Source organism: Bradyrhizobium sp. PMVTL-01 (assembly GCF_051861855.1).
Classification (GTDB): Bacteria; Pseudomonadota; Alphaproteobacteria; order Rhizobiales; family Xanthobacteraceae; genus Bradyrhizobium.
Window position 1 is genome coordinate 5,728,893 of the sequence record NZ_CP193982.1, and the last position, 12,662, is coordinate 5,741,554.

Annotated in this window: 10 protein-coding genes and 1 pseudogene; 4 read left to right on the forward strand and 7 right to left on the reverse strand. The window is 64.9% G+C overall.

Annotated features, from left to right (window positions below; genetic code table 11):
* Positions 1 to 13: 13 nt before the first annotated feature.
* Positions 14 to 1,300, reverse strand: coding sequence for an O-antigen ligase family protein (locus tag ACRQ5Q_RS27885; protein ID WP_439374497.1), 1,287 nt, complete (start codon positions 1,298 to 1,300; stop codon positions 14 to 16).
* 285 nt (positions 1,301 to 1,585) lie between these two features.
* Between ACRQ5Q_RS27885 and ACRQ5Q_RS27890 the strand changes: the two genes are divergently transcribed.
* Positions 1,586 to 2,932, forward strand: a complete 1,347-nt coding sequence (locus ACRQ5Q_RS27890) for a lipopolysaccharide biosynthesis protein (RefSeq protein WP_439393129.1) — start codon at positions 1,586 to 1,588, stop codon at positions 2,930 to 2,932.
* Between the two features lie 7 nt (positions 2,933 to 2,939).
* Here the strand turns inward: ACRQ5Q_RS27890 and ACRQ5Q_RS27895 are convergent, their stop codons facing one another.
* Positions 2,940 to 5,036: a GumC family protein gene (locus ACRQ5Q_RS27895; RefSeq protein ID WP_439393130.1), complete on the reverse strand. Its 2,097-nt coding sequence runs from the start codon at positions 5,034 to 5,036 to the stop codon at positions 2,940 to 2,942.
* A 276-nt stretch (positions 5,037 to 5,312) separates the two neighbouring features.
* On the opposite strand from ACRQ5Q_RS27895, the gene ACRQ5Q_RS27900 reads away from it, so the two are divergent.
* Positions 5,313 to 6,503: a glycosyltransferase family 4 protein gene (locus ACRQ5Q_RS27900; protein ID WP_439393131.1), complete on the forward strand. Its 1,191-nt coding sequence runs from the start codon at positions 5,313 to 5,315 to the stop codon at positions 6,501 to 6,503.
* A 29-nt stretch (positions 6,504 to 6,532) separates the two neighbouring features.
* Positions 6,533 to 8,083: a glucosamine inositolphosphorylceramide transferase family protein gene (locus tag ACRQ5Q_RS27905; RefSeq protein WP_439393132.1), complete on the forward strand. Its 1,551-nt coding sequence runs from the start codon at positions 6,533 to 6,535 to the stop codon at positions 8,081 to 8,083.
* Here the strand turns inward: ACRQ5Q_RS27905 and ACRQ5Q_RS27910 are convergent.
* Positions 8,084 to 8,203, reverse strand: a pseudogene (locus ACRQ5Q_RS27910) (ABC transporter ATP-binding protein); the annotation flags it as partial.
* Between the two features lie 253 nt (positions 8,204 to 8,456).
* Between ACRQ5Q_RS27910 and ACRQ5Q_RS27915 the strand changes: the two are divergent.
* Positions 8,457 to 8,828: an aminotransferase class III-fold pyridoxal phosphate-dependent enzyme gene (locus ACRQ5Q_RS27915; protein WP_439399887.1), complete on the forward strand. Its 372-nt coding sequence runs from the start codon at positions 8,457 to 8,459 to the stop codon at positions 8,826 to 8,828.
* Here the strand turns inward: ACRQ5Q_RS27915 and ACRQ5Q_RS27920 are convergent.
* From ACRQ5Q_RS27920 to ACRQ5Q_RS27935, 4 genes are read right to left on the reverse strand one after another with little or no spacing between them, the layout of a single operon-like run.
* Entirely contained in the window at positions 8,801 to 9,784 is a 984-nt protein-coding gene (locus ACRQ5Q_RS27920) for an ABC transporter ATP-binding protein (protein ID WP_439393133.1), read from the reverse strand. The genes ACRQ5Q_RS27915 and ACRQ5Q_RS27920 overlap by 28 nt on opposite strands.
* Positions 9,781 to 10,770 (reverse strand): ABC transporter ATP-binding protein, encoded by a 990-nt coding sequence (locus ACRQ5Q_RS27925; RefSeq protein WP_439374491.1) that lies wholly within the window; start codon positions 10,768 to 10,770, stop codon positions 9,781 to 9,783. The genes ACRQ5Q_RS27920 and ACRQ5Q_RS27925 overlap by 4 nt, the downstream gene beginning before the upstream one ends.
* A 19-nt stretch (positions 10,771 to 10,789) precedes the next feature.
* Entirely contained in the window at positions 10,790 to 11,713 is a 924-nt protein-coding gene (locus tag ACRQ5Q_RS27930; RefSeq protein ID WP_439393135.1) for an ABC transporter permease, read from the reverse strand.
* Positions 11,710 to 12,651 (reverse strand): ABC transporter permease, encoded by a 942-nt coding sequence (locus ACRQ5Q_RS27935; protein WP_439374489.1) that lies wholly within the window; start codon positions 12,649 to 12,651, stop codon positions 11,710 to 11,712. The genes ACRQ5Q_RS27930 and ACRQ5Q_RS27935 overlap by 4 nt, the downstream gene beginning before the upstream one ends.
* Between the last annotated feature and the right edge of the window lie 11 nt (positions 12,652 to 12,662).

Consider the following 12,662-nt stretch of genomic DNA (forward strand, 5'->3'; position numbering starts at 1 on the left):
TCCATTCCAGAGGCTAGAAATCTGTCTGTCGTACCGGTCTACACGTCGCAAAGAAGAACCCGACCAGCAGCACCGACGTGAACATCGTCGAGCGAAGGAATGTCGTCTCCGTGAAATTGGTCTGGAAGCTCAGAACGACAAATCCGATGATGAGGGCGCAGTGCGACCGATCGATCGACTGTGCGGAGATAAGATGGAGCATCTTGTTCGAGAACAGAAGGACGCTTCCTGCGAACAGCATATACCCGAGGAATCCCGTCTCGATCAGGATGGCGATGTAGCCGCTGTGATAATTGTCCAGCACCCAGCTGTGGTTCTGCTCGAAATAATCGTAGATCGACGGAATCGTCCAGAAGCCGTTGATCCCGAATCCGAGCAGCGGGGCATCGTCAAAATGGCTTATCGCGTAGTGCCAGATGAAGGTCCGCTCGGTAAAGTCGATGCTCGCGTCGCCGATGTGGATTGCATCGTATCCGGTCGTGTAGAAATAGAGGAACAGCGCGCCGGCCGCCAGGCACATGACCAACGGCAGCACCGCATAAAGCCGCATGCAGGTGACCGACCACATCGAGGTCACGAGCAGCGCGCAGGCGGCCAGCGCGACCGCACCGGCACCTCGCGATTCCGAGGCAAGGACGCATGTCGACGCCAGAAGGAATGCCGCGAGGAAGGCCGGCCACGCCTGCCCCCTCATCTTCAGATAGCACGCAAAGAACATCAGATAGGCGCCGACGAAACCAAGAGTCTGCTTCGATTCATAGATGCCCTGCCATTGACCGCTGTGCATCCAGCTGTGATCGATCCCGATGTCGGGAACAGCGACCGCAAAGAAGGCCGATGCGGCGACCAGGACGAAGAGTCCTAGGGCCGTGGCTCCTACAATCTCGTCCAGGTCGATGCGCGTGACGAGGCAGAAGGCGCCAAAGGTCGTCATCGCGAGCGCCGCACTCTTCATCAGCGCGGCAACATTCAGGCTGGACCAGAACACCGAGGTGACGGCGAAGCCGTAGAACGCGACCAGCACGATCATATCGGGGTTGAACTGCAGACGCAGGCGCGGCGGCACGAACGCGCTTGCATAGATCAAGACGCCCCACATCAGGATCGCGGCGGCCTGCTGCAGATAGGTCAACTCCGCCGGCAGCAGCCCCGGGTTGAGGGTGCCCATCGACGCCATGACATTGACGGTGATCGAACAGCGGATTGCGGCGCTGGCAATCCTCTGGATGCCAACGCTGCGCGTGTGCCAGATCGCGCTCTCGGGTACCCCGGAGTCGGCATCGCTCTGTAGGCTGGCCATGGGCCGACCTTGCTTCAACGCGGTTAATTGTTCGCTAGCGCGGGTCGGCCTCCACGTCCGAGTCCCCCACGCCCTGTTAAGAATTCGGTAACGATACGAACCAAGCTCTCTATCTGGGACAATCCGGACGAAGGTATTTCATCCTGGCGCAGCGGACGTTCCACGGGCATCGGTTGCGATCCACGGCTTCGGAGGGTCCATTAACCCTCGGGGTTTTTTCGACATGCTAGGCTGCCGCCGATATCGTAATGCGTTCCTTCAGGGGAAGTTGCCCCTTAGACCTCAATGATCGAAACAATCCTCCAGTTTCTGCGGCGTGATGTAACGCGCGGTGTCGTCGGGACCATCCTCCTCAAGGTTGGTAGCGGCACGCTTGCGTTTGCATTGTTCTCGCTGGCGGCGCGAACAATGTCGCCGGATGGATTCGGCATCTTTGCGACCTGGCTCTCGGTTTCCCAGATCGCGGCCGTCGTGGGGCTGGTCGGGCAGGAATCGCTTCTGGTGCGCTTCCTGAACGAGTACCGGGTGAAAGATCGGCCCGATCTGACCAAGGGCGTGTTGCTATCGAGCCTGGGGGTATCGGCCGTCGCGATGCTGGTTGCGATCGGCGCGATCGCGATCGTGGCGAGCATGAGAGGCGATGGATGGCTGCTGATCGTCGCGGTGTCCGCCTACACCGCGGTGAGCGCAGGACTGATGCTCGGCAGCCAGGTCGCACGCTCGCTGGTCAGCATTCTCATGGGGGAAGGAAACAGGGAATTCTTCTGGCGGGTCGCCGTCGTCCTGTTCCTGCTCGCCGTCTTGTTCGGCCACCGACAGCTCGATCCTGCCGAACTGATCGCCGTGATAACGATCGCGATGTCGATTGGTCTGGTCACGCAGATCGCTGCCGTTGCACAAGCCCTCCCGGATTTTCGGGGCACGGTGGCCCGGTCCGAGACGTCGCGCTGGAGATCGAGCGCACTTCATTTCTGGATCGCGTCCATCCTGGAGGCGGCAAACCAGTCTTTCGACGTCATTCTGGTCCACTGGATGCTCGATCCGGCAACGGCCGGAATCTATTTCGCCGCCTCCCGCCTCGCCAACATCTTCGCCATGCTGTCGGCTGCCCTGTACAGTTTTGGCGCACGCCGCCTTCCTTCGCTGTACTTCAGCAAGAACCATCGGGAGTTCGAGCGAACGTTGAAGCTCATGGCGGAAGTGACCGCGTTCTGCGTGGTCAGCGGACTGCTGCTGATCTGGGTCGGCGGTCCACATCTTCTCAATCTGTTCGGGCCTCATTTCGCGGCACAGCACTGGGTCCTGATCGTGCTCGCGATCGGAACGGCCGTTCAAGCAGCGGGCGGTCCTTCTGCGGCGATCCTGCAGCTGACCGGTCACGAGCGCATCTATGTCCCCGTCGTCGCCGCGAATGTCGCGCTGCGGCTGGTCGGATTCCTCGTCCTGATCCCCTGGCTGGGCGTGCTTGGCGCCGCGATCTCGGCGACCGCCTCGCTAGCGCTTGCGACCATCGCGCTCAACATCCTCTGCCGGCGGCGAACCGGCGTGGATCCATCCATTCTGGCGTTGTTGCGCTTCTCGGCATGGAAGCGCCGCGCCTATGCTGTCCGCGCTGCCGAGCCCGGCGAGTAGGCGCCGATCAACCGGCGAGGCCCAGCACTTCCCCCCGACGTCGCGCAGTCGCCGGATCGGCCGGCACATGATTGACGACGATCCCGGTCGGCACACCACCGAAGCCCGAGAGTGCGGCCGTTGTCCGGCGCATTGCGGCTGAATCGACCACGTCGTCGCGCGCAACCAGCATGACGAGATCGGCATGCGCGGCAAGCGCCGCCGCCTCCGGCTGCAGCGCCAGCGAGGTCGCATGAATGAGGATCAGATCGAACTCCGAGCGAATGTCATCCGCAGGCAGCGGCTCGGCGTTCCTGCTCGCGCCCAGAAGCGCATCGACGCTGCGGACGTTCGCGATGCTCACACCGTCGGCCTGTCCCTTGGCAAGACCGGTCCCGGCACCGCCGAGGTCAGGCTCCACTCGGATCAGGACGCTCAGCTTCCCCCTGTTCACCGCCCACCGGTTCAGCGATCGCGCGACGGTGTTGCCGCCGGCACGCTTGCCGACCGACATCACGAGCACGACCTTGCCCCTCGCTCCCGGGAGCCTCTCCAGCCTGTCGAACACCGGACGCAGATGCGGACCGAGATCGAGCTCGGCTGTCGCGGACACCGGGCTCTGCCAGATGTTTCTGGGCGCATCGCCGGGCAACAGGTCGGGAATGCGGGCCCACACCGGCGGGCGCGGCCAAGCCGCGGGCTGGCGCGGCGCCGGATCGGTGGCACGAACCTCTTCAGCGGGCTCGTCGGATCCGCGCGCGGTCGCGGCAACGACCGCCGTCGATGCCAGCAGCGAGCCGATCGCGAGAGCGGCGAGCAACAATGGCAGCGGCGGCAGGGTCGAGCGCAGCGGCGGAATGGCGGGCGAGGCCACCTTGGTCTGGGAGCTCTGCAAGAGGCGTTGCTCGTTCGTCGTCTTGGAGCGCGAAAGGAACTGCTCGTAGATATTCCTGTTGGCCTCGGCGTCGCGTTGCAGCTCCCGGAGCTTCACCAGGGCTTGGCCATCGACAAGGAGCTGCGATTCAGCCGCCTTCATCTGGCTTTCGAGGGCCTTTTGCTGATCGCGCTGGGACTCGTATTCCGACTTTGCGGTATCGACGCCCATGGCCCGCTCGACCTCGATCTGCCTGTTGAGATCGTTCAGCTGGCTATACGACATCACGAGATCGGGATGGCGATCGCCGAGCACCGCCCGCTTCTGCGCAATCTGGTCGTTGAGGGCCGATCGCTGGGCGCGCAGCGCGCTCAGGAGATCCTGCTTGGCGGGCGCCTCGACATTCGCCTTCACGTCGCGCTGCGCCTGCTCGTAGCGGGCCTTCGCCTCTTCGGTCCGGGCCCGGGCGGCGGCAACCTGCTGCGACAGCTCGGTCACGCGCAATTGCTGGGTCGTGGAATCCCTGCCGGCGTTGACGATCCTGTGCTCGAGCTTGAACGCGGCGACGGCGTCCTCCGATGCCTTCAGCCGGTCGCTCAATGTCTTGAGCCGTCCACTCAGCCAGTCGGCGGCTTCATCAGTCGCCTCGCTACGGATGCGGCTCTGGCTGGCGACGAACGCCTCGGCGATCGCGTTGGCATAATAGGCCGCCCGCTCCGACCGGTTGGAGGTGAAGCGGATGGCGATGACGTAGGTGAGCCCGCGCCGTGAAATATCGAGACGGTTGCGAAACCGCTCGAGCAAGCGCGCAGGGTCGGTGTGCCCCCCGGAAATATCCTCGTCGTCGCGAACCTTGAGCTGCTCGATCAGGGGCTTGAGGAAACCATCAGACTTCGCCACTTCGACGAGGCTCTGCAGTGCGGCGCTATCTTGCCCGATGCCGGGCAGAACGTCCTGGTCCGCAGTCACGCGCTGCTCGCGGGGATCGACGACGACCAGCGCGGTCGCGGCAAATCGAGCCGGGATCACCAGGAGAACGACGACGCCGAGGCCGAAGATCGCCAGCGCCAGCGTCAGGATGCGGCGAGCATTGTCGCGAAGGAAGGAGAACGCGCCTGCGGCCGTGAGCAGGCCGCCAAGACGCGCGGCCGTTCCGCGAGGCTTGTCGGTCGATGCGGTCCCAGACTGCCACGACGCGGCGACATCGGTCGATCCGGAACTTGTCGGGTCTGCGCGGCGACCGAACGTCATGGACTTTACTCGGATTCAACTGGCGAACACTGTTCAGTGGCCTGCTCCACCGTAAATATCTATGGTTAATCGGCGGTTACCCGCCCCTCGCGCGACCCTCACCATTGGTTAACGCGCGCGTCACGCCGTGACGAAACCGGTGGAAGTCCCGTTTGCTCGACGCCGTTCCTGCGCTGCGCGCATTAACTCCGTTTGTTGCTAGTCGGTGTCCGCGAGATGCTCGCATGATAGGTACGGGGTTAAGACGGTGAACGTTTCATTAGCAGGTCGGCCTTCGTGCTCCATTACCCACCAGGCGCAGAACTGGGCGATGCACCGAAGCTGCCGTCCACCGCAGCAGCACTCGCAAGTCCAGACAGCGGTGCAGCGATGCCGCACGTGCTTCTCGTCCAGACCCAGGCCGAGAACGCCGGTGCGCAGGAGATCTCCAGGCTGCTTGGCGCCGGTCTCGCCGCGCGCGGCTACCGCGTCAGCAACCTGTTCTTCTTCCGCAAATCGAAGTCCTTCGACGAACCGCCGGATACACTCTATTGCGCGGCGCGCCGGCCGGGAAACCCGCTGGCACTCTTGCGGATGCTGTGGACGCTCGGCCGTCATATCAGGACCACAAGGCCCGATGCGGTTCTGACCTTCCAGCATTTCGGCAACGTCATCGGTGCAGCCGTATCACGTCTCGTCAGTCGCGCACCCGTCGTCGCCAACCAGGTCTCGTCCGCGCTGTCGATGACGCGGCCGGTGCGCACGGCCGACATCGTCATGGGCAGCCTCGGCTTCTTCGACCGCATCACCCTCAATTCGCAGGACATGCAACGCGAATATTTGCGCTACCCCGCGGCATACCGCTCGCGCATGGTGCATGTCCCGCACGGCTTCGACGACAAGGCCCCCACCCTCTCCGGAGAGGCTGCGCGCGCGAACTTCAACCTGCCGCAAAACTGCACCCTGCTCGGCTGCGCCGCGCGGCTGCACCCGCACAAGCGGCTCGATGCGGCGATACGTCTGTTGCCGGAGCAGCCGTCCTGGCAGCTTGCGCTGGCCGGTCAGGGCGCCGACGAGGCCCGGTTGCGGCGGCTTGCGGATGATTTGAAAGTAGCGGACCGGTTGCATCTGCTCGGCGAAATCACGCCGCGCCGGATGGCGGACTTTCTCGCCTGTCTCGACGTCTTCGTGTTTCCGACGCAGGCCGAGACCTTCGGCCTCGCTGCGGTCGAGGCCGCGAGCGCCGGCGTTCCCTCCGTCGTCACCGATCTTCCGGTGCTGCGCGAGGTGCTGTCCTTCGAAGGAAAGCCGGCCGCACTGTTCGTCGATGCCGCCGATCATGCGAAGCTGTCGACGGCCGTCTCGAAACTGCTGACCGACCAACCCTTGCGCGATGAGCTGCGACAAAACGCCAAAGGCCTGAGGTCGCGCTATTCGGTAGACGCCATGGTGGAGGAATACGTTCGAATTCTCGGCCAAGTCATTTGACCTGACAGGTTGGACTAGATGGGCTCGACATGATCATCGAGTTTCGCTGTGAAATTGAGCATGCGCGGCGTTGGATGGACCGCGAGACGCTGTCGATCGACGGGCGCGACGTTCCCGTTCAAATCGCCTGGACGGCGACCGCAGAGCCGCGGTTCGCAGGTCTGGACATGCTGTTCGAGCTCGAACGCATCGTGCTGCACAAGGGCAAACACGGCGCCGCCTCCAGGCTGAAGATCATTCCGGAGCGAACACAGACTCGCACCGGCACGGCCGACGTGATCGTCGATTTCACGGGCGGAGTGCGAGACCCAAACTGTCCTGCCCGGCTATATCTCCGTCCGCGGTTCAACGGAGTCTCAGGCGAGAACGCCGCACTCGCCGCCATTCTCGCCGGCGACCTGCCCGTCATCGAGATCGTCAACGAGGTCGACGGAGCAATCCTCGATCGCGGTCACCCATCCGGCGAGATGGCGGCCGGTCTCAGCGGCGCGCTCGAAACCGTGATGGCGCGGACCATGACCATGGTGACCGCGATCCTGTCGGGACGGCCGCGAATCGTGCCGCAGCTTGCCCATCCCGCCACGACGACGAGCCAGCGCGGCCCGGCTGGTTACGTTGCCCGCGGCCTCGCCATGTCGATCGCCAAGGAGATCTATCGCCTCTGCTGCTACGCCCCACACTGGCACGTCGGGTGGCGCTTCAACGACGATGCAGGCGTCTGGCAGACGGGAGATCTCTCAGGGCCAGGCTGGAACGTGCTCGGCGATCCCGGAAATCATTTCTACGCCGATCCCTTCCCCATCACCTGGCGCGGACGAACATTCGTCTTCTTCGAGGATCTCGATCACCGCGTCGGCAAGGGAATCATCTCGGCCATCGAATTCGGCGACAGCGGGCCGATCGGTGAGGTCATGCCGGTGCTCGAAGAGCCCTGGCACCTCTCCTATCCCTTCCTGATCGAGGATGGTGGCGAGTTGTGGATGATCCCGGAGAGCTCGCTCAACGGTGACGTCGCCCTCTACAAATGCGTGCGGTTTCCGGACAAGTGGGAGCGGCACGCGACCCTGCTGTCAGGCCTCGAGCTCGCCGATGCGACGATCACACGGCACAACGGCCTCTCCTATCTGTTCGGCGCCTGGCGCGACGGCACCGGCGGCTATTCGGATTCGCTTGCGATCTACTACGCCGAGCACCTGCTCGGCCCCTGGCGGCCGCATGCCAGCAACCCTGTTATGATCGATCGCGCCAGCGCGCGACCGGCAGGGAACTTCGTCACCATCGATCGCAAATTGTGGCGCCCGGTGCAGGACTGCGCCGAAGCCTACGGCGCGGGGCTGGCGCTGGCGGAAATTATCGAACTATCACCGACGACGTTCAAACAGATCGTCCGCCGCTCCCTCAAGCCCGGACCGTTATGGCCCGGCCGGAAGCTGCACACGCTGAACCGCTGCGGCCGGCTCGAGGTGATCGACGGATCGCGCGTTCAGCCCAAGACGCGCGCTTTCGTCCCGTCACGGGCGCATTCCTCGCCTGAGCGCGAGCGACGTTCGATCCGCGCGGGATTCGTGGCAGACAGGTGAGAGCGACGCCGTGATGCCGCGGTCGCGAATGCTGCGGATCAATTCGACGAACCGGTGCGTTTCCGAGGCGTTCATGCCGGAGACGGGCTCGTCGAGCAGCAGCATCGACGGCTCCGCCGCGCTCGGCTTTAACACCGTTCCCGGACATGCGGAGGTGCTGGCAAGTGCCTTCCGTGGTCCGGGACCGCACACCTTCTCGCCGGGCCAATCCATCGAGGGCGCCGAGCCTGGCGACGTGCTGGAAGTGCGCGTCCGTCCTGGCTATCGAGCTGCGCTGCGGCGTGACGCAGCTGGCCGACGGCAACAAGGGCATTCACTGCGTGCTGGCGAAATCCCGCATGCCGCGGGGGGCATGACCAATGCCGCCGTGCCGATGGGCGGCGTCATCGTCAGCGGCAAGGTCCATGACGCGCTGATGCAGGGGCCGGACAACGCGATCGGGCTGTTCCACGGCTACACCTATTCGGCGCATCCGCTGGCCTGCGCGGCGAGTCTTGCCGCGCTCGATGTGTACCAGGATTCCGGCCTGTTCGAGCGCGCCTGCCGCCTCGCGCCGGTGTGGGAGAACCACGCGGATGGCCTGCGCGATCTCCCTCTCGTCGTCGACATCCGCAACATCGGGCCGCTCGCCGCGATCGACCTGAAGCCGCGAATCGAGTCCGGGGTGCGCATCGTTTCAACCAAGACTCATTCCAGCCTTGGTGGCGCCGCCGGGTCTCATCCCGCCGGCAACGCATCGAGGTGACACGCCACCCATTGCTCGTCTCCGGCGGCGCGGAGCATCGGCTCCTCGGTCCGGCAGCGGTCGAACACGAACGGGCAGCGGGTGTGGAAACGGCATCCCTTCGGCGGATTGATCGGGCTCGGCACGTCGCCGCCGAGGATGATCGGATTGCGCTGGGCGCCGGGCTCGGGCAGCGGCACCGCCGAGAGCAGCGCCTTGGTGTAGGGATGCCTCGGCGCGGCAAAGATCTCGCGACGCGGCGCCACCTCGACGATCTTGCCGAGATACATCACCGCGACGCGATGGGTCATGTGCTCGACGATGGCGAGGTCATGGCTGATGAACAGCAGCGCCAGGCCGAATTTCTGCTGCAGGTCCTGGAGCAGATTGACGACCTGCGCCTTGACCGAGACGTCGAGCGCCGAGACCGCCTCGTCGCACACGATCAGCTCTGGCTCGGCCGCGAGCGCCCGCGCGATGCCGATGCGCTGGCGCTGGCCGCCGGAGAATTCATGCGGCCGGCGGTTCAAGGCCTCGCGCGGCAGGCGCACGGTATCCATCAGCTCCGTGACGCGAACCTCGAGATCTTCCTTGGACTTGGCGAGGCCGAAATTGCGGATCGGCTCGGCCAGGATATCGCGCACGCGCATGCGCGGGTTGAGGCTGGAGAACGGGTCCTGGAACACCACCTGCACGCGGCGGCGCATCTGGCGCATCGTGCTCGGATGCGCATCGTCGATGCGCTGACCGTCGAGGATGACCTGGCCCGAGGTGATCTCGAACAGGCGCAGGATGGCGCGGCCGACCGTCGACTTGCCGCAGCCGGACTCGCCGACAAGCGACAAGGTCTCGCCGCGCGCGATCTCGAACGACACGCCGTCAACGGCATAGACGAATTCGGACTTGCGGTTGAACAGGCCCTTGTTGATCGGAAAATGCTTCTTGAGGTCGTTGACCTGGAGCAGCGGAGGACTCATGCCGCGATCGCTCCCTTGGCAGCGTAGTGACAGGCCGCGATGTGGCGCGGGCCCTTCTCTTCCAGCCCCGGCGCATGTTGGCGGCAGAGATCGGTCGCGAGCGCGCAGCGCCCGGCAAAGACGCAGCCGGTGATCGGCTTGCGCAGATCAGGCACCTGCCCCGGAATCTCGGCGAGGCGTGTCGCCGTGCCGGCGAGCGAGGAGCCGAGCTTGGGCACCGCGCCGAGCAGGCCCTGCGTATAGGGATGGCGCGGCGAGCGGAACAGCTCGGCGACCGGCGCCTCCTCGACCTTGCGGCCGGCATACATCACCATGACGCGCTCGGCGATCTCGGCGACGACGCCGAGATCGTGGGTGATCAGGATGATGGCGGCGCCGACCCGGCGCTTGAGATCCAGCATCAGCTTGAGGATCTGCGCCTGAATGGTCACGTCGAGCGCCGTGGTCGGCTCGTCCGCGATCAGGAGTTTTGGATTGCAGGCCAGCGCCACCGCGATCATCACGCGCTGGCGCATGCCGCCGGAGAGCTGGTGCGGATATTCGCGCACGCGCCGCTTCGGCTCGGGAATGCCGACCAGCGTCAGCATCTCGATCGCGTGCGCCTCGGCGGCCTGGTTGTCGAGGCCCTGATGGATCATCAAGGTCTCGCGGATCTGGCGGCCGACGGTCAGCACCGGATTGAGGCTGGTCATCGGCTCCTGGAAGATCATCGAGATGTCGTTGCCGCGGATCGCGCGCATCTCGCGGTCCGACAGCTTCAGGAGATCCTTGCCGGCAAAGCGGATGCTGCCTGCGATCCGGCCCGGCGGCTCCGGGACCAGCCGCATCAGCGACATCGAGGTCACCGACTTGCCGCAACCGGACTCGCCGACGATGGCGAGCGTCTCGCCCTCGTTGACATGGAAGGACACGCCGTCCACCGCGCGGTTGATGCCGCCGGGGGTGCGGAAATGGGTCTGGAGGTTCTCGACTTCGAGCAATGCCATTGTGATCAGCCCCGCACTCTCACAGGCTCTTGGCCATGCGCGGATCGAGCGCATCGCGAAGGCCGTCGCCGAGCAGATTCACGGCGAGCACGGTGACGGACAGGAACGCCGCCGGGAAGAACACGATGTAGGGCTTGACCTGCCACAGCGCGCGGCCTTCGGCCATGATGTTACCCCAGGACGGAATCGTGGGCGGCGTGCCGGCGCCGATGAAGGACAGGATGGCCTCGGTGATCATGGCGCTGGCGCAGATATAGGTCGCCTGCACCAGCATCGGCGCAACCGTGTTGGGCAGGATGTGGCGCAGGATGATCATCGGCGTGCGCGTGCCGCAGGCGACCGCCGCGTCCACATAGGGCTGCTCGCGCAGCGACAGCACGACGCTGCGCACGAGGCGCGAGACGCGCGGGATCTCGGCGATGGTGATCGCGAGGACCACGTTGCCGACGCTGCCGCGCGTCAAGGCCATCAGCGCGATCGCCAGCAGGATCGGCGGTATCGACATCAGGCCATCCATGAAGCGCATCAGGATGCCGTCGGCCCAGCGGATGAAACCCGAGATCATGCCGATCGCGAGCCCCGCCGCGGATGCGAAGATCGCGACCGACAGGCCGACCGTGAGCGAGACCCGCGCGCCAAACAGCACGCGTGAATAGATGTCGCGGCCGAGCACGTCGGTGCCGAACCAGAAATCGCCCGACGGCGCCCGCGTCCGCTTGGCGGGCGCAAGCGCGGTCGGGTCGACCGTGCCGAGATAGGACGCGAAGATCGCGATCAGCACCAGGGTCAGCAGCAGCGCGCCGCCGATCGCGACCGTCGGATGGCCGCGCAACAGGCCGATGAAGCCGCGCCGGATCTTGACCGGCCGTAGGATGTCCGGCAGTTGCGGTGCAAGGACGAGGCCGGCCGGAAGCGATTGCGGGTTGACGGTGGTGTCGGTCAATAGCGGATCCTCGGGTCAACGAGCGTATAGGTGACGTCGATCATCAGATTGACGAGGACGTAGACGAAGCTGAACAGCAGCACGATGCCCTGGATGACCGGATAGTCGCGTCGCAGGATCGCGTCGATCGTGAGCCGGCCGAGGCCGGGAATCGCGAACACGCTCTCGGTGACGACCGCGCCGCCGATCAGCAGCGCGATGCCGATCCCGATCACGGTCACGATCGGCACCGCAGCGTTCTTCAGCGCATGAATGAACAGGATGCCGCCCTGCCCGAGGCCCTTGGCCTTGGCAGTGCGGATGTAGTCCTGCTGAAGGACTTCGAGCATGGCGGCGCGGGTGATGCGCGCGACCAGCGCGATGTAGACGCAGCCGAGCGCGACCGCGGGCAGGATCAGGTTCTCCAGCCACGGCCAGAAGCCTTGTGTGAGCGGCGTATAGCCCTGCACCGGAAGCCATTCGAGTTCCAGCGCGAAGATGTAGGCGAGCATGTAGCCGACCACGAAGACGGGCAGCGAGAAGCCGAATACGGCAAAGCCCATGATGATCCGGTCGATCAGGCTGCCGGCCTTCCACGCAGCCACCACGCCGAGCGGCACCGCCACCACGATCGTGAGCAGCAGCGTGACGATCATCAGCGACAGCGTCGGTCCGAGACGCTGCCCGATCATCGCCGAGACCGGCAGATTGGTGAAAATCGAGGTGCCGAGATCGCCGTGCAGGATGCGCCAGACCCAGCTTCCGAACTGGATCAGGAAGGGCCGGTCGAGGCCGAGGCTCTGGCGGATGCGTTCCACATCCTCCGGGCTTGCCTGATCGCCCGCGATCACCACGGCCGGATCACCCGGCGCAATGTAAAGCAGGCTGAACACGAACAGCGCGACGATTGCCATGACCGGCAAGGTCGCGACGATGCGACGGAGGATGTAGGAGAGCATCTGGCCTCAGC

Coding starts and splice junctions, on each gene's coding strand:
- ACRQ5Q_RS27905 (WP_439393132.1), top strand. CDS start 6,533: ATGATCATCGAGTTTCGCTGTGAAATTGAGCATGCGCGGCGTTGGATG.
- ACRQ5Q_RS27890 (WP_439393129.1), top strand. CDS start 1,586: ATGATCGAAACAATCCTCCAGTTTCTGCGGCGTGATGTAACGCGCGGT.
- ACRQ5Q_RS27920 (WP_439393133.1), bottom strand. CDS start 9,784: ATGAGTCCTCCGCTGCTCCAGGTCAACGACCTCAAGAAGCATTTTCCG.
- ACRQ5Q_RS27925 (WP_439374491.1), bottom strand. CDS start 10,770: ATGGCATTGCTCGAAGTCGAGAACCTCCAGACCCATTTCCGCACCCCC.
- ACRQ5Q_RS27895 (WP_439393130.1), bottom strand. CDS start 5,036: ATGACGTTCGGTCGCCGCGCAGACCCGACAAGTTCCGGATCGACCGAT.
- ACRQ5Q_RS27935 (WP_439374489.1), bottom strand. CDS start 12,651: ATGCTCTCCTACATCCTCCGTCGCATCGTCGCGACCTTGCCGGTCATG.
- ACRQ5Q_RS27915 (WP_439399887.1), top strand. CDS start 8,457: ATGGGCGGCGTCATCGTCAGCGGCAAGGTCCATGACGCGCTGATGCAG.
- ACRQ5Q_RS27885 (WP_439374497.1), bottom strand. CDS start 1,300: ATGGCCAGCCTACAGAGCGATGCCGACTCCGGGGTACCCGAGAGCGCG.